Source organism: Maribacter sp. MS6, assembly GCF_056839185.1.
This window is the reverse complement of record NZ_CM166389.1, coordinates 448,147-466,840: the sequence shown is the minus strand read 5'-3', so window position 1 is coordinate 466,840 and position 18,694 is coordinate 448,147. Positions and strand designations below refer to the sequence as shown.

Annotated in this window: 12 protein-coding genes and 1 pseudogene; all 13 read right to left on the bottom strand. The window is 34.4% G+C overall.

Annotation, left to right across the window (positions count from 1 at the left end; translation table 11 throughout):
• Window positions 1-72 precede the first annotated feature (72 nt).
• Window positions 73-1,251, bottom strand: a complete 1,179-nt coding sequence (locus tag MS6x_RS02225) for a glycosyltransferase family 4 protein (protein WP_482605148.1) — start codon at window positions 1,249-1,251, stop codon at window positions 73-75.
• Between the two features lie 7 nt (window positions 1,252-1,258).
• Window positions 1,259-2,398: a glycosyltransferase gene (locus tag MS6x_RS02220; protein ID WP_482605147.1), complete on the bottom strand. Its 1,140-nt coding sequence runs from the start codon at window positions 2,396-2,398 to the stop codon at window positions 1,259-1,261.
• Between the two features lie 427 nt (window positions 2,399-2,825).
• Window positions 2,826-3,910, bottom strand: a pseudogene (locus tag MS6x_RS02215) (glycosyltransferase family 4 protein).
• 180 nt (window positions 3,911-4,090) lie between these two features.
• On the bottom strand, window positions 4,091-5,992 hold the full coding sequence (gene asnB, locus MS6x_RS02210; protein WP_482605146.1) for an asparagine synthase (glutamine-hydrolyzing): 1,902 nt from the start codon (window positions 5,990-5,992) through the stop codon (window positions 4,091-4,093).
• 651 nt (window positions 5,993-6,643) lie between these two features.
• Entirely contained in the window at window positions 6,644-7,831 is a 1,188-nt protein-coding gene (locus MS6x_RS02205) for a glycosyltransferase (protein ID WP_482605145.1), read from the bottom strand.
• Between the two features lie 55 nt (window positions 7,832-7,886).
• On the bottom strand, window positions 7,887-9,020 hold the full coding sequence (gene wecB / locus MS6x_RS02200) for a non-hydrolyzing UDP-N-acetylglucosamine 2-epimerase (protein ID WP_482605144.1): 1,134 nt from the start codon (window positions 9,018-9,020) through the stop codon (window positions 7,887-7,889).
• A gap of 146 nt (window positions 9,021-9,166) precedes the next feature.
• The gene (locus MS6x_RS02195; RefSeq protein WP_482605143.1) at window positions 9,167-10,303 is read right to left on the bottom strand and encodes a polysaccharide biosynthesis C-terminal domain-containing protein; all 1,137 of its coding nucleotides are present in this window, start codon (window positions 10,301-10,303) and stop codon (window positions 9,167-9,169) included.
• Between the two features lie 27 nt (window positions 10,304-10,330).
• Complete coding sequence (locus tag MS6x_RS02190; protein WP_482605142.1) at window positions 10,331-10,666, bottom strand: hypothetical protein; 336 nt, start codon at window positions 10,664-10,666, stop codon at window positions 10,331-10,333.
• A 96-nt stretch (window positions 10,667-10,762) separates the two neighbouring features.
• Window positions 10,763-11,767 carry an SDR family NAD(P)-dependent oxidoreductase gene (locus MS6x_RS02185; RefSeq protein WP_482605141.1) on the bottom strand — a complete coding sequence of 335 codons (1,005 nt, stop codon included), beginning with the start codon at window positions 11,765-11,767 and terminating at the stop codon, window positions 10,763-10,765.
• A 3-nt stretch (window positions 11,768-11,770) separates the two neighbouring features.
• A complete protein-coding gene (locus MS6x_RS02180) occupies window positions 11,771-12,985 on the bottom strand; it encodes an oligosaccharide flippase family protein (RefSeq protein ID WP_482605140.1) in 1,215 nt (404 codons plus the stop codon).
• The gene (locus MS6x_RS02175; RefSeq protein WP_482605139.1) at window positions 12,978-14,159 is read right to left on the bottom strand and encodes a hypothetical protein; all 1,182 of its coding nucleotides are present in this window, start codon (window positions 14,157-14,159) and stop codon (window positions 12,978-12,980) included. Before MS6x_RS02175 ends, MS6x_RS02180 begins: the two co-directional genes overlap by 8 nt.
• 672 nt (window positions 14,160-14,831) lie before the next feature.
• Window positions 14,832-16,610, bottom strand: a complete 1,779-nt coding sequence (locus MS6x_RS02170) for an Ig-like domain-containing protein (protein WP_482605138.1) — start codon at window positions 16,608-16,610, stop codon at window positions 14,832-14,834.
• A 726-nt stretch (window positions 16,611-17,336) separates the two neighbouring features.
• Window positions 17,337-18,617 carry a nucleotide sugar dehydrogenase gene (locus MS6x_RS02165; RefSeq protein ID WP_482605137.1) on the bottom strand — a complete coding sequence of 427 codons (1,281 nt, stop codon included), beginning with the start codon at window positions 18,615-18,617 and terminating at the stop codon, window positions 17,337-17,339.
• Window positions 18,618-18,694: the final 77 nt, after the last annotated feature.

The following is an 18,694-nucleotide window of genomic DNA, read 5'->3' as shown; positions in this document are numbered from 1 at the left end:
GCAACCAAGTAGGCTTTTAAAAACTTCGTTAAACGAAAATTTACAAAATTTAAAGTATTAGATGGTACTTTTTTAGTCTTCCGATTCAATCAATTTGTATTCCTTCAATACTTCCTGCCATACAAACTTGCGGTCATATTTTTTTCTAATATGATTTCGGCATTCTTTTGCGAGTGAATCTACCAATAGAGGATGGTCTATAAACCATCGCATGGCATTTTCCAAAGCTTCTGTGTCTTTGGATGGAATTATTAAACCGTTATAATCTTGGGTAATAATCTCGTTGCTGCCATTTATATCTGTTACTATAGAGGGGAGCCCCATGGCACCAGCTTCCAGCACTACGTTGGGAAAACCCTCCCTATAACTGGGGAAAACCAAAGCAGAAGCGAGTGCTAAATAGGGTCTGACATCATTTTGATGTCCTACCTCTACTATATTTTCGTTGTCGGCAATGGTATTCCAAGTGGTCTGTGGAAGAATATCTGATTCCCACTCATCAGATCCAACAAGTATAAGTTTTACGTTATTATGTTCACGAGTTAAGGAATCAAAAGCAGCAACTAATTCATTGACTCCCTTGTCAATTACTAATCTTCCTATAAAGATAAAAACGAAATTTGTGGGTTGGATACCAATTTGTTCCTGTAATTTTAAATTATCTGCTTCCGTATATAGTTCAGGATTAAAGTAGTCTAGGTTTACTCCATTAATGTTACCATTTGCTATCACTTTTAAGCGTTTGTGGGTCACGCTGTGGTTTTTAAGGTCGTTCTTTACCCCATTTCCTTCCGGATAGATATGTGTAGCAAATCTACAAATCAATTTATCTGAAAATAACAATAGTTGCTTCATTGGACCTTTTTTTGTAGGAAAGATTAAACCGGTAAAGGTATGCGCCCTTTTTGGTACTCCTGCAAAATAGGCGGCAAGCATGGATACCAGGCCTGCTTTAGGATTCATACTATGTACCATATAGGGTTTTTCCTTTTTAAAAATCTTAAATAATTGATAAATTGAAATAAAATCTTTAATGGGGTTAATTGTTCGTTCAATGTTCACAGGTATGGATACAATACCCTCTTTACAGGCCATGTTTTGTAGCTCGGGATCATCTGAGCCTATGGTCATCATTTCGTAATGTTTGTTTAAAAAACGAAGTTGACCTCCAAGAAAGGCGTAGAGAGACCACGATAAAGAAGCCGTACGAATCACTTTTTTTCTTTCTTTTTTGGGTATCGACGTGCTCATAATATGATTAGGATAGGATATGATGGGTATAGGCTTCTAATATAGGTTCTCGTTTAAAATCTTGTATACGAGTTTTTACATTTGTGCGACTTGCGTCTAAAAATTCTGGATTCTCAAGGCAATAGGCCAATGCTTTTTGTACTAGTTCTAGATTGCCAACTGGGCTAAGGATACCATAATCGGTAAGCATTATGTCCTCAGTTTTTGGTTGTTTTAGTTCCATAATTTCATCAGGTCCCGATTTACAGTTGGTACTTACAATGGGCAGGCCACAGGCCATGGCTTCTAATAGCACATTGGGGAAGCCTTCATGATTAGATCCGAACAAAAACAAATCTGCAGCCTTAACATATTTGTAGGGGTTATTGTCAAAACCTAAAAAGAAGACCCGTTTCTCTAGCTTCAGTTCGTGTACCAACTCAGCTAGGGACTCGTTAAGACCACCAGCACCAATAATGTATAAACGGAGGTTAGGAAAAGGAAGAACTGCGTTAATAAGTAATTGATGGTTTTTGCCCGCATCCAAACGGCCAACGGTAATCACATTAAAATATTGGTCATCAAAAAAAGCATCTTTTCGTTCGATACCGTCTATTTTTTCAATATCAACAGGATTGTGAACTACTGCTATTTTGGATGCTGCAATATCATAATTGATAATGAGGTCATTGGCATTACCGCGGGAATTACATATAATCTGATCTGCCTTTGGGTATAATTTTTTAATTAGAAAATTGTTTATTTTAGATTGCAAGTTATTGTAACCGTATTGCATACTCGGGTGTGATCGTTCGCTGATACTGATTTTGTAGTGCCATTTCGTAAAATAACGGGATAGGATATTAATATAACTTGGCCGTGTAAGAAGGGCAAACGAATGTGTTATTTTTAAACTACTAATCAATTTAGCATACTTATAGCCCAACCAAGGCAGTTTTATCAACTTAAGGAGACCATTTTCAATACCACCTTTCGATTTTTCAATGTAATGGATAGTAGTATCTTTAGGGATGTCATAGCTAATGATGGGGTTCATGAGGACCAAATGTACTTCCATTCCCTTGTTTTTAAGGTAGGGTAGTAGGTAGGAAACCACACGTTCTGCACCGCCACCGGATAAGGAGTAGATAAGGATTGCTATTTTCATTTCTAAATGTATTTTTTACTTAATTCTTTTTCTTTTTTGGACAACCGTTGACATAAGAACAACGATTTCCAATAAAATTGATATTTGTAGTTTTTCCACACCTACAGTCATAAATTTCTTAAGCTATTTGTAAGTTGTTTTGCTAGATATCGCTATTAGATTTTTTGATTCTTAAGTAAAAACAACAAAACGCTTTAAATTCTATTCTTAAAATGGATTTCGAATTTAGCCTAAGGATGATTGAATATTTCCCAAGAAAGACACTTATTTTTGAGGTTTTTTGGTACACATAGATTATTATATTACCCTTACAAGGCTTTGTCCATTTTCAAAGAAAACAAATATGGATTGAATTCACTTGAGAAGTCGAGTAAGTTCTTAAATTATGGGTGAAACGCAATCTTCTGGAGTATTTACGTCAAAAGCTCTAGGCGGAATCTGAAGTAAGGATACGCTCATATTCTTCATGTATAAGCTTCCAAACTAATTTTTGATCATATCTTTCTGTAATCATGTTCCTACATGTTTCTGCAGAATAGGTATGACAATCGCCATTCAAATAATTTGAAATTGCCTCCTCTAACTTTAACGTGTTTTTAGGAGGCACGATAATACCATTTATGTCATTAACTATAATTTCGTTACAGCCATTTATATCTGTGGCTATTACAGGTAAACCCATTGCCCCAGCTTGCATGACCACATTAGGAAAGCCTTCGCGATAACTAGGAAAATCATTAATTCTGCAATAGAAAGGTAAGGCCTAACATCTTTGACCCAACCTAATAATTTAATTTTAGGATGTTTATTTATAATATTTTCTGTCCTTTTTGAGATAGGATCTAAATCTCGTTCATAATCCCCACCAATAATTAGTGTGATGTTATTAAATTTTTTGGATAGACTAACAAATGAATCTATAAGCTCATGAATACCTTTATCCACTACGATTCGACCTAGAAAAATTAAAACCCTTTCATTCAAGGGAATATCTAATTTTTCTCTTAAAGTTTCTTTATCTTTAGCTGAAAATAGCTTTGGATTAAAAAGAGAAATATCAATACCGTTGGAACTACCCTGCCCAATTACCTTTAATTTTTCAACACTAGTAAACCCCTCCTGTATTATGAACTCATAGTGCCCTTTTGAATTTGGATATATATTGGTTGCAAAGGCGTAGGTTATTTTTTCTATCAGATTTAATAGTTTTCTTTTTAAACCAGTGGCTTCCATAAGGGGTAAACCCGCAATAGTATGTAATCTGTATGGAACTCTAGCAAGATATGCTGCTATGAGGCCCAAAGTTCCTGCTTTTGGTGTATGTGTATGAACAATTTCTGGACTTTCACTTCTAAACAAGCGATATAATTGAAATAAAGATATTAAATCTTTGAAGGGTGTAATCTTACGGGTCATATCTATCCCCACTGTCCTTACGCCTTCTCTTTCTGATAGTATGTTTAGCTCAGGGTCATTAGAACAAACACCTATGATTTCATAGAATTGTTTCATAAAAGCAAACTGACCTTTTAATGTACCCACTAGGGACCCTTGTACCGTTGTTACTCTAATTATTTTTTTATATTTTTTTTCGAACATTTTAAATTAAGTGTTAAACCTAAATAATTAATAAAGTATATTTATCAGGATTTATAACTTAATAAAGATATTACCCTGGCATTGGTTTAATCTTTATAGTTGTTCATAAATATTAACATACCATTTCTGAAAACAATAAAAGTTCCAAACCTGAAATGTACTGTCCTGAATACCTTCTAAGTGATTAGTGACCATTTCTTGAATATACGTGGCATTAAACAGATTCTGCTTTGTTAAAAATGGTGTTGAAATATAGGATTCTACCTCTTTCTTCAGGCTCATTTGTAACCAATCGCCGACCGGAGCACCAAAACCACGTTTGCTTAGATTTAAAAACCCCTTTGGAAAATCCTCTCTAAAAGCCTCTTTTAATATGTGTTTTTTGTCCCATCCCTTCATTAAATATTTTTCAGGTAAAGTATTTGTGAAGGCCCATAATTTCTTATTTAAAAAGGGAGCTCTGCATTCAAGGGAATTTAGCATACTGGTTCGATCTACTTTTACCAACATATCTCCTTCTAAACTAATTATTTTATCTATAAAACGAAAATCAGTAATATTGTTGGGCTTCTCAATAGAAAGTTTCTTTTTATATTCCATGAATATATCTTGGTGAAATATATCGGATTTCAACAAATTTTTTAATTGATATTCGGTATTCGCCAGCGAAATCATGTCCCAATAGTGGCTTCCATCGTAGCTAACCGAACTCAACATTTTTCTAATCCTATACTTTTGTCCTCTTTTGTCGCCCTTATATTTCAAAACATAGTCCATGTTTTTTATTATAAATTGGTGGAGAGTTTTAGGCACTATAGAAGTATATTTACTATTTATCTTGCCGACATAATACTTGTTATAACCTCCGAAAATTTCATCGCCACCGTCACCTGTAAGGGCAACTTTTACATGTTCACCTGTTTTTTTAGAAACTAAATAGGTGGGTAAAGCGGAAGAATCTGAAAAGGGTTCATCAAAATTAAGTAAGATTTCGGAAATGTTATCTTTTAAGTCTTCCTCGCCTATAATATATTCATGGTGTTGGCTGTTGATTTGTTTGGCAACTATGCGCGACCTGTCCGATTCATCATATGATTTTTTCTTAAAACCAATGGAAAAAGTGTTTATTTTTTTTGATGACATTTGGGCTAGACAAAGCGAGACGACTGACGAATCTACGCCACCTGAAAGGAAGGTGCCAATGGGTACATCAGAGATAGATCTGCTTTCTACACTTTCTGTAACCAGTTCTTTAGTTTTTATTTTAGCTTTGTTGAAGCTCAAATCGCTTTTACGTCGTTGAAAAGCATCTTCAATACTATATGTTTGATACTCATGGGTATCCAAGTCGTAAACCAAATAATTGTTGGCCTCTAATTTAAATATATTTTTATAAATAGTATGTGGAGCTGGCACGTAGGTTAATCTAAAATAAAGGTTAAGCCCAGGAATGGAAATCTCGGGTTTACTTTTCACGACTTTTAACAGTGATTTTAATTCTGATGCCCAAATAAATTTGTCATTTTGCTTTGTATAATAGAGTGGTTTTTCCCCAAAGAAATCACGTGCTATAAACACCTTCTTTCTCCTTTTGTCATAAATACTAAAGGCGAACATACCGTCCAGTTTTTTAAATGATTGTTCACCTTCCAATTCATAAAGCTTCAGGATTACTTCTGTATCGCTATTAGTCTCAAAATGTAAACCTTTGGCTATCAATGCATTTCGTAAAATTTTGTAATTGTATATTTCCCCATTAAAAACGATGACCAATTGTTTATCCGAACTTAGGATGGGCTGATTTCCGCTAGTTAAATCTATAATGGAGAGCCTTCGCATTCCTAAGGCTATACCATACTCTTTTTGAACTTCTGTGAATACTCCATCATCATCAGGACCTCGGTGAACAATCAAATCGTTCATGTGCTGTATATCAGCTTTTAAATCGTTTACTCTGGATGAATTGGATGTAATGAAGCCATTGATGCCGCACATATTATATTGTTTTAAGAATAATTAAACGTTTTAAATAGCCAATAAATTGCAGAGTTCTAGCCATTGTTTTTTTATGCTAGTTACTATAGGCCAATGAATCCTCTAGATTAATGTATAAAGATACTATTCCTAAATAAAATGTAATTGGCTTTGTCAATAGTTCTATTCTTTACAACTATAATTTACCTGTGTTAAATCTGTTTTTGATTAATAATGCTTAAGTTAAAATATGTTTACTTTACTCATTATTATTTCGCAGCATGGCCATGTTTCCTTTGTTCATTTATGATAATGATATACTTTAACAACTTAGAGATAGATTGTATTCGTTAAATTTAGGCATCGGAAATTTAAGTACGTATCTTTTGTATGATTGATTTTTAATCTATCTATTGGTTTATAACCAAGTGCATGAACGAGTCAAAAACGCAAATATTATTTTTTGAACACTTTTTCCTATATGTAGTTACGTTATATAATCAATCATTTGAATATGTATTGGATTAATTAATGAAATGCCATATTTTTCTTTGTACTAAATAAATTTGTATCAAAAAGTGACCTCCTCCCTTTAAACCGTTCGGTTTTAAGGATAGCTTGCAGATTGCTCGTTGGTAGAACCTAGTATGGGAAATTGTCCCGTGCTACTTATTAAACTAAAAATTTGCGAAGTCTTCTGCTTTGTATTTTATAATAAAAATGCTCTAAAGATGTAGCATAAGCATTTTCAATTATTTTTATTTCATTTTGTTCAAAGTTTTTAATTATATAAACTAGTTTTTCAAACATAGCTTCATTATCGTTTGGCGGAACAATAAATCCATTTATACCATCCTTAATATATAAACTATTATCGCTGATATCTGTAAGTAATATTGTCTTTTTATGATTTAAGTAATCCGATAATTTAGTGGAAAATCCAAATTTATTTTGCAACGTATAACCTCTTGGTATTACCAATAAATTTTGTTGAAGTAGAAATGTAGACAACTCAATTTGATTTAGATTTCCATAATAATTCAATTCTATTTGAAAGTGATTATTATTAAATATTTTAGCGAAGTCTTTATCATATGCATGTCCACAAAGATTAAATACTACGTTATGGCCTTCTTTGATTACATTATTCAGAGTCTTAATAAAATCGTTTAAGTTTTCCTTGGTAGGATGTATTGTCCCTGAAAATCCGATATTAAAATAACCCTGTTTTGAATATGATTTATCATTTTGAGTTTTCAATTCTAAAAATGGATCGGTAAGTATGGGAATCCTGATAGTGTTACTATTATATGTTCTGGCATATTGTTCTATGGAGGTTGAAATACAAATAATACCAGAGTAAAAATAAAGTAGGTATTGCATTAAAAAAAACACCGTTTTATAAATGATTTTTTTTAACGAATATATTATTCTTGTAAAAGATAAAGGGTCGTGGAAACTCGATGAGTAAAGTCTTACTTCATTTAATTCACAAAATAATTGTTGTTTTTTAATCCCTTTTAAATAAACCAATGCTAAAATCTCCAAATAGACTAGAGGGGATGGGTAAAATATAAATCTACGTTTTCCTTTAAATTTTTTAGAGAATCCATATAGTCTTTTTAAGAACAGAATATTGAAAAAGAAATTCGTGGTCAGTTTTTTGTTTTTAAGTACAAAAACATGCGGTTCAACTTCTTCAAAACTATCTAGATTGAATTTAGTTTTACAGCAACTAACCAGGAAAACTGCTTGTTTTTTATTCGCCAATGCCTTTGCATAATACAACATTCGTGTAGCTCCAGCACTTTTTTGGGAAAAGTCGAAATTGCTGTAAATATAATAATTGACAGAGTCCATAAAAATTTTAGTGATTATTGTAATCTTATATGAAATTTAACATGGGGATGGTTGGTTATTTTTTCCAAACTACTGTGTTTACATAATCTACATATGACAGGATAATACGGACAACTTTTTCGCTTACATTCGGCATGGAGTAATCCGCTACCGCTCTAAAATTACGCTCAGGATTTCGTTTTTGCGTTTCAAGAGCCACAAGTGCTTGAAGAATACGCTCTGGGTTAAGGCCCACCATCATTACGGAGGCTTCTTCCATTGCTTCAGGACGTTCGTGAGCTTCCCTAATGTTTAAGGCCCTAAAGTTTAAAATGCTGGATTCTTCGGAAATGGTGCCACTATCGGACAATACGGCAAAGGAATTGTATTGTAATGCGTTATAATCCGAAAAGCCAAGCGGCTTTAAAAATTTTACATTTTTATGCGCTTTTATCTTTTTGGCAACTAGCATATTGCGTGTTCTTGGATGTGTGGAAACGATTACCGGATAATCATATTTTTCTGCAATTAGGTTGAGCGAAGTAATTAGGTCTTCAAAATTTTTAGGATTACCTATGTTTTCTTCGCGGTGCGATGATACTACAAAAAATTTGTCTTTTTGCAAGTTTAGTTTTTCTAGTACGTCAGATCCTTCTATTTTGGCCCTGAATTTATGCAAAACCTCAAACATAGGGCTACCGGTCTTTATTATCCTATCGGGGGAAAGGCCCTCTCTGAGTAGGTACTCTCTTGCAATATCGCTATAGGTTAAATTGATATCCGAGACATGATCAACAATTTTTCTATTGGTTTCTTCGGGCACACGTTGATCAAAACAACGGTTTCCCGCTTCCATATGAAATACAGGTATTTTTCTCTTTTTTGCAGGAATGGCACACAGACAGGAGTTAGTGTCGCCCAAAACCAAAAAAGCATCCGGCTCCATATCCTCTAAAACTGGATCTATTTTAATAAGAATATTACCCACTGTTTCCGTAGCATTCTTTCCGGCAGCATTTAAAAAAATATCAGGTTTTCTAATCTCTAAATCATCAAAGAAAATTTCATTAAGTTCATAATCATAATTTTGCCCTGTATGTACCAAGGTATGTTCAATAGCTTCGTTAGCATCTAGGGCATTTAATACACAGGATAACCGGATTATTTCTGGTCGAGTTCCTACGACGGTAAGTACTTTAAGTTTTTTCATTTGTATAATTCCATTTTGGCAAACTAAAATTAAGTTTGCTATTTAGCCTATCGAATTGAATTAGTTTTAAAAATTAAGCCTATTGACCCCGTCCACTACATTTGCCTCTTACCCTTATCTTTTTTTAGACATTGATTACGTTTGATTTAAACATTTTCAAAATAGGTGTCTGCATCTTCGGGGTTGTAAGGTTCATTAATCCAAAATAAGGTAACCAATTCTTGATCGCCGATATTTTTAATATTGTGAGTATACCAAATGGGCATATCCACGTAGGCAGGCTCTTTTCCATCCAAATAATAGTCTATAACTTCTTCTGTTCCCATTTTTCGCAACTGAATCAAGGCTTTACCACTTATTACGGCAAAGCGCTCTGCTTTTCTGGTGTGGTAATGGTTACCCCTAGTAACACCCGGAACTGTCGTGGAAAATGAGAATTGGCCGCTTGTTTCCGTTCTAGCAATTTCAACAAAACTTCCTCTGTCATCCGTATGCTTTGTGAATTTCACAGGATAATGATGTTGGGGAACATAACATCTGAAGGTATTGAACAAGGCTTTTTCAAAAGGCTTTTCCAGACTTGGAAAGATGCCCTTACCCATATAATCAGATTTGTACCGCTGTAAAAGGGAAAGAATTTTTGAAACTTTTATGTGGGTTAATGGTGCAACAACCAATTCAAAACTATGGCGCCCTATCTCTTTGGTTTCTATTTTTTCTTCAATAATTTTAATAAAGCGATCTACAAGGTCGTTTACATAAATGAGCCCAACTTCTCCATCATTTATTATCGTAGTTTCTTCATTATGCGCCACTTTATGGCAAAAAGTAGCTACAACTGAATTGTAATTTGGTTTGCCAAAGGGTCCAAAAACGTTGGGTATCCTCAAAGAAGTAAAGTTACCTTCAGTGCGTTTTGCCCAATTCATAAACCGTACTTTACCTTCTTTTTTTGATTTTCCGTATAAATTGTCTTTTACTTCTTGAGAGGAAGATGAAAATAAGATGTGTGGACTTACATTTTCATTTTCACATGCGGTAATAAGTTGGGATACTAATTTAACATTAGTATTATAGATAATTTGTGGATTATCATGCCTATTCATAGCCGCAAGATGCACAATAACATCGCACTGCTTTACAAAAGCAGCCAACAAAGAGACATTGTTAAAAAAAGACCGATCAAAGGATATGAGCTCTATATGCTCTTTTAAGGCTAAGGTGCGATATAAATGATAGCCTAAAAAACCTGCTTGTCCGGTAACTCCAACTCGTATTTTCATACCTTTTTACTTATGATTATTTATTGTTTATTCCCATTTCGCATTCCAGAAATCTAAATCGAAACGATAATCGTCATTTTTTGAAGCCTCTATAGAAAGGTCGGAAAACACCAATAGTTTAGAATTTGGAGCAGTGGACTTGATACCAGATGCATACCCCCCTTCCATATAAAGAACAGAAGGAGTAGTTGCCGTAAGTTTATTTTGACTAATTGTCGCATCGGTCGTCGGATGTTCAAAATCAGTCACTTTTACAAGGTTAATGATAAAACTACCCTGAAGGCAGTAGAACCATTTTTTCTCGACTTTATGACCTTGCCATGCCCTAATTATTCCTTCATTAGCAGGTTCTATTTGATACATCCTTTTAATTTTAGACAAATCTAAAGTATTGAAAAAGGAAATTTTGCCCCGTTGGTCTTCATGCAAGGCTCCTTGTATTAAGAAATGATTACCCATTTATAAAAAATCTTTTATGAATTGTAAACCTAAAAGCGTATCCTTTAATTCTTTGTTGGATAGTTGTTCTGTGTTATGCGAATGGTAATCTTCGATCAAACTAGTATTGGTTTTTCCTTCAGAAAAGAAACGATTGTAATTTAAGTCCCTATTATCTGCGGGGATTCGATAAAAATCACCCATATCTTCTGCCTTTTGCATTTCCTCTCTAGTGCATAGTGTTTCATAAAGTTTTTCTCCATGACGAGTACCAATCACTTTTATTTGATTATCGGCTTTAAATATATCCTTAATAGCGTTGGCTAAATCTCCAATAGTACTTGCAGGGGCCTTGTTTACGAAAAGGTCTCCTTGGTTTCCATTTTTAAAGGCAAATAAAACTAGATCTACCGCATCTTCTAAAGACATAAGAAAACGGGTCATTTTAGGATCGGTTATAGTTAAGGGTTGCATTTCGTGTATTTGCTTTGTAAAAAGGGGTATCACAGAGCCTCTGGATGCCATAACATTGCCATAGCGCGTGAGGCACACAATAGTTTCGTCATTTGGAATATTCCTAGAGGCTGCTACCGCCACTTTCTCCATTAATGCTTTACTAATACCCATGGCGTTTATTGGATAAGCAGCCTTATCAGTGCTCAAACATATAATTCGTTTTACCTTATTTGCTACAGCGGCATCTATGGTATTTTGAGTGCCAAAGACATTTGTTTTTGCAGCCTCTAGTGGAAAAAACTCACAAGATGGTACCTGCTTTAGTGCAGCCGCGTGGAATACATAATCTACATTTCGCATGGCTTTATCAATACTAGCATAGTCGCGGACATCGCCAATATAAAATTTAACCTTCTCATTATTTAGTTGGTTACGCATATCATCTTGCTTTTTCTCATCGCGAGAAAATATGCGAATTTCTTTAATATTTGTTTCTAAAAAACGATCAAGCACAGCGTTTCCAAAAGAGCCAGTGCCTCCAGTAATCAATAGAATCTTATTTTTGAACATATTTTAATTTTTATCAAAATTGAAATAATAATAAATCATAACCGACATATAAAGACAACTTGCCAGTATTTTCGTTAGAATGGCACCATTTATATCAAATAAGCTTATTAAAACTGTATATCCAACAACATTTACAATACCGACAAAAAATGCCGCGTTTCGTAACAATTTGCCTTTTCCTTTTGCCCCAAGAAATCGATTATATAAGTCCCCTAAACCATGAACAATAAAACCAAAAATTAAATATTTAGACATTGCTGATACAGGCTGAAAAGCATCCCCGTAAACATAAATAACTACTGGTTCTATTAACGCATAAAAAATGATTAACGCAATAAAAGTGAACAAAAAACTAAAAATCAACACCTTGCGTGGGATTGATTTTAGGTGCACAAATTCTTTAAAGTAAATGGTTCCTAAAACAGAAGGCACTATTAAAATTGGGCTACATACGGTAAGTGCCAGCATGTAAAATCCCACCTCAGTATTGTTTAAATAGTAAGATATACTGAAACCAGCGATATGAGAAGTCGCTACTCCTGCTAGACTCCCAAAATATATTGGTCTGCCATTATGTTTATTTTCAACCAATAGGGCGCGATACATTTTTTTGTCAAAATTAAACTTTGGTTTTAAGCATATAATTGCCAGAATTACTGCTATAAAGATTAATAAATAATATAGAAACAAAATAGTTTCGACACCTATGGTAAAATAAAAACTTAAAATATAAAGTATAATCACGTAAATAGTACCCGGTAAAACATTAAAAATGACCAAGTAGTTGATTTTGTGCATTCCTTTTAAAATTTCATTCAATGCCAACTGACCAATTACCGCGGAGACTACAAAAAAATATTTTCTAAATATTGTGCTTAGACCGTGACCAAAAAAATAAGGTTCTATAAAAGAAAAGAATAGAATCAAAATGATTCCTATCAAGGAAATTATTATAAAAACTAGTGTAAATAGACCAACATATTTTCTTTCTTTTTTGCTATCATTATTAATAGCTAGCAATCTGGTTAGGGAAATAAAGAATCCAACGGATACCAAGCTACCAATAAATCTAACGACAGTTTCGATAAATTTAAAGTCACCAAATTTTTCAGCTCCTAGTAATTTTGTATGCAAAACACTAATAAGAAAACCTAAAAGGATACCAGCAATGCTGGAGCCATACATGACCATCATTTTACTTCTAGAATTCTTAATCATCTTTTAAACAGCTATATTTGTAAAGAACCCTTCCTTGAATTATGCAAATTACGAGAAAAAAGAAATCGAAATTCATAGTCGTATATATTGCTAGTCCAGCAAGGCCTAAAACCCATAATAGCATTACAAAACACTCTACTTTGGTATCATAGGATATATTTTTCGTGAAGAACACCTTTAAGGGAATAATTGCGGTAAGGTAAAAATAAGCTAGCACAGGGATTAGCCCCCCCCACCATAAAAGATAAAGCCATTGGTTATCTAGAAAGTAAAATTTAGTGTTTCCAAGTTTGTAATTGGCTAAAAACCCTTTGCCAGGAATGATTTCTATTACATTTAATTGACTTAAGAATAACGTAAGTTGCCCTGTTCTAGTATCGTTGACACCCCTGTTAATTAGTAAATCTAGAGACCTAGAAATGAGATCCAAATTGGTTACCATATACAATGCTGGTATAACTAAAATTGAAAAAACAATGAGATATGGTGTTTTCTTTTTTGTATGGAAATAATCAAATAGTAGAACAATCATATAAATAAGTATAAATGATCTTGTTTGTGTTACTAATGCTAAGATTAAACCCATGAATAGAGCGAAAATTCTTAACCAAGCTAATTTTTTATTTCCCTTTAGAATTAAGAAGACATAGGGTGCCACCCAGACATAGTTAACGGCATATACCCTATACCTACCTAATGCTTGCCCTCGGTATAAGCCGGCGCCAAATTCGAATAAGTTATAAATGGATAATAGCGCTATTATAATAATTGCGATATATAAAAAACGTTGAAATAGTTTATAGCGGTTGTCATCATAACTAACAAAAATAAGTCCAAAACATAGCCAAACGCCAAAACCCTTGGTATTCATTATGTCTGTAGGATTTAGAATATCTCCACCACTTAGCAAAAAATTTAAAATCAGATAAACTACAAGAATACCGTAAGAGAAATAAATAGAAATAGAATATTTTTTCCTAGTAAAAAAAAGAGTGATAAAAGCTGCAACTATAACTAACAGTGTGGATGCAATCCTGACGTACCTCTCAAAACCAAGCGTATTATCTCCTTTTGTCATGAAAGAAAACAAGCGTTCTTGTGAAAAATAAATAAAAACTAGGCTTAAAGCGAGACCAGCAAATAATAGTCTAGTAACTAACGTTTCAATTTTCAATATTTTTGAAATTTACATGGAGAACAGAATAATGAACCAAAAAATGTAAAAATACATTATAATAATTAACTCCAATACTGAAACTATATTGCAGTTATACAGAGCTTTATTTCTTTCAACCCTGGATTTGTGGAAAGTAAGGTATTATCAAATTTTGTCTAAACAAAAAGTTCGTTAACCTCATTTTTCCAGTTGTAATTATAATTTGAGATTAGTAGTATAGATTTCAAATAATTTTTAGAATATGCGTTATTATCGATACTTTAGTCTATTAAGTACTTTAGATTTCGGACAAAAGACTATACAACAAACGGTTGCTGTACTATTGCTCTGGGATTCATTAATATTCTACAAGATCTAATTAAAACTTGATACTTTAGTTATGAATATTGATAATTGGAGATTTACAGGTGAAAATATTTCAGTCGTTATCCAGCGTAAATAAAAATTCAACTTAAACAGAGTAAACTGACTTTCTACAACAATCCAAATATGAAAAGGCTTAATAATTATTAGGGGTAAACCCTTTAATTATGATTCTTTAAACTGATATAGCTATAGAAGAGTATGGAAGTTTTAAAAAAATCAATAGTTTTGAGTTTAGTTGAAACAAGTATTTAATATCTGAATAGCGCTAGCTATAGTTGGGTGATAACAGAAGCTTTATTCCATTTAAAAGTCTACCAAATTTAAAAACTCTTCTAAATCGGTGTAACCGTCATCATTTATATCACCTTTGCCATCTCTTGATAATTCACCAAACCGGCTTAGTTCCCAAGCGTCAGGCATTCCATCATCATCACTATCCCTGGAGGTCGGGTATGAGGCCAGTGGTACATTACTAACATTGGAATGCCATGTTTTATAATGGGCATATTGGGAATAATCCTCAAGCCATTCATAATCAAAACAAACATTGTTGGCCATGTGATTCAGATATCTACTGTCTATTGTGTCGATACTTTCAATTTTCTGTCCATTTTCGGATAGTACCCATCTGGCACCTGCATCATTTAAAACACTTTCTTTTACAGTAAGCGGGTTTGTGACCGGTAATGATGCACCTAAGAAAGGAAACGGATTAGGAACAAAATAGCTTTCATTGACAGTGGACCATTGCTGGATACCTGAAGGAGGGTTTCGGTACTGAAAGAAAAAACGATTATCTTCAGAGGGATTAGTAAATTCAGCAGGCATAAGGAGATTTCCTTCGGCATAAATATTTTCTGACTTACCGGAGTTGTAATCAATCCAATTTATCTGATGAGAACTTGTTCTGTTGTTTTGACCACAAGGAGACTCAATATAATTTGCAATCCAATTTAAATCTATATTAGTGGATGGTGCGAAAGTCATTAACCTATAATTATGGTTGTAAATAAAGTTGTTTATAATATCTGCTCTATCTTCTGTGACTGGATTCGGAAACCTATGACTAATGTTGTAATAAGCATTTCTTAAGACAGAAAAATTCCCTCCGGTAGCAGGGTTTTGACTATCGCCCATTATTTGTCCAGTCTTACTTTCAGCCATCAAACAATTCTGTATGGTATTGTTATTGGTATTTATTACCATACTCACAATTTCGTCACCCCCCCAAGAAACAGAAAGGTGATCAAAAATAGAATTGGTTAACCGCACGGCGTTTATCACGTCATTAGTTCCAGATTTGTCAAAATCTGGTCTAGCCCTTATATATCGCATAATTATATTATCGCCCGATAGGTTAATTACTTTCCCGGTTATTGTAATACCTCCTGCTGGAGCTGTTTGTCCGGCTATTGTGACATTGCTTATATTAGCATTTATTCCTGAAGTTAATTCAATAGTTCCTGAAACATCGAACACGATAGTTCTATTACTTTGACTTAGCGCATCTCTGAGGCTCCCAGGTCCAGCATTGTTCAAGTTCGTAACCTTGTATACTGATTGCCCTCTACCCCCAGTTGAGTACGCACCAGCACCGTAAGCCAAAGGAAAAGCTTTTAGGTCTCCCATATCTGCAGGGGAAATAGTTACTGTAGCCGCTTCCCTAAACGTTTCGCCCTGTTCTGTGATTACCTCGGTAGTGTATTCAAAGGAATCTTCTTCTGGAGTTTCTATTACCTCGGGTTTAGTCTCTTCCTGTGAAGTTATAGTATTTGGCGTGTAGGTTAAGGTATTATTAGTATTAATGGTTACATCGCCATTGCTAGGTTCTGACGTACTAATTATCGTTACTTGTGTATTTGAACTAAAGGAGTCGTTGTTTAAAACATCTAAGAGCATACTTGATTGCGCATTGTTAATAAAATAGATATCATCTGCTAACAGCGCAATACTTTCTATGTCACCATTATTTGTGATAACATAGTCAGATAATAAATCAGCATCTTTGGAACATGATGATGAAAAAAACAGGTAAGCACCACATAACAGTAGTGCAAAAAAGCGATCAGTATTTAGGTTCATAAGTAGGTGTACTAATTAGGATGAATAAAAACATTTATTGGGACTGCAATTATAAAGATAAACTCATTTAAATCGTTAAATAGTATATTTTTTTCGATGAAATACACATATGTGACAAGTATATTACGTGATTGAGAGTGATTTTGGTTTTCTTAAACTTTGATATTCGATGAAGTGCATTTTTTTTTAACATTGTTTGGCAGTATTGTCAGAACGAAGCTCAGCTATATCTTTCATGTTTTAGCTAGAATTATAGTCAACAAATGACTTTTAGAATTGTTTAAAGTAAATTTCACGGAAGTTCACTTAGCAGGTGCCGGCGGACTGTTTAAAAGCGGCAATCGATTTAAAAGCTAAAATTTAGGTGTTATATCTACCAATCTTGTTGATTGGGATATTTATTTAAAGCAGAAAATTAGTGTGACGTAATAAAAATCTTTCAGTTGTAACAACTGGTCTAGATTGGATATTTTTTTGTTGCTATACATATCTAGAGCCATAGCAAGATTGCTAGTGGAGGACTGTTAATTTGAAGATAACAGCCAAATTCATCGTAATGGTGGACTCAGAGTAATATCATATTTCGCAAAAGAAGCGATTTCTATTTATTAAAACTGACCTCAAATCCTAGTTTTTGGATATATAACTGTAGTAAAAGCAAGGGAAATTTACCCACCTTCTTATAAAATATTTATTTGTACACCTGCTTTGAAATAAGCTGCTACACTATAAACGGGCATCTATTTTTTGAGTCAAGACCCCTTTAACATCATAAATAACCCCAGTTTCGGCTAAAAAGTCTTGAAGGGTTAGTGTTAAGAACTCTGTATGCGCAACAGTGAGTACAATCGCATCAAATTTTTGTTTTGGTACCGTATTGGTTACTTCCAGCTTGTATTCGTGCATCACTTCTTTTGGGCTGGCCCAGGGATCGTAAACCGTTACTTTAGAACCATAGCTTGCCAAGTTGTTGATGACATCTACGGCCTTGGTATTTCTCACGTCCGGGCAGTTTTCCTTAAAAGTGATGCCTAATACTAGAATGTTACTGCCTTTAATTTTTATGTCTTTCTGCACCATCAGTTTTACCACTTCCGAGGCCACATATTTTCCCATGGTATCGTTCATACGGCGTCCCGCCAAAATAATTTCGGGGTGGTAGCCAAATTCTTGTGCTTTTTGCGCCAAATAATAAGGATCTACACCAATACAGTGTCCGCCTACCAACCCTGGTTTAAAGGGTAAGAAGTTCCATTTGGTTCCTGCGGCTTCCAAGACTTGATGGGTGTCGATACCCATCAAATTAAATATTTTTGCCAGTTCGTTCACAAAGGCAATGTTGATGTCCCGTTGTGAGTTTTCTATCACTTTTGCCGCTTCGGCTACTTTAATACTTGGTGCCAAATGGGTGCCGGCCGTAATAACGGAGGCATACAAAGCATCTACTTGTTTCCCCACTTCCGGTGTGGATCCGCTGGTCACTTTTAATATTTTTTCTACGGTATGTTCCTTATCGCCTGGATTGATACGTTCTGGGGAGTAACCGGCAAAAAAGTCGGTATTAAACGTAAGACCGCTTATTTTTTCCAATACGGGAATACATTCGTCCTCTGTCACTCCAGGGTAGACGGTAGATTCATAAATCACGGTATCGCCTTTTTTTAAGACTTGCGCCACTGTTTCGCTCGCTTTGAACAACGGCGTGAGAATGGGGCGGTTGGTACTGTCCACGGGTGTAGGTACGGTAACGATATAGTAATTACAGTCGGCAATATCGGATAATTGATCAGAGCAGAACAAGCCTGTTTCCATGGTACTTGTTCCCTGTAATACGCCCTTTAGCGTGGCATCATCTACCTCTAAGGTACTGTCGTGACCTGACATTAATTCTTTGATTCTTGGCGTGTTAATGTCAAATCCAACAACGGGATATTTGGTAGCGAAGAGTCGTGCTAAGGGCAATCCTACATATCCTAAACCAATTATGGCAATTTTTGTGTTATTCATGCTTATTGTGCTATGCGCCAATCGCTGCTTGCGTTGCGCTATTTTTATATGTTACTCCGTTAACGTTATTTTCCGGT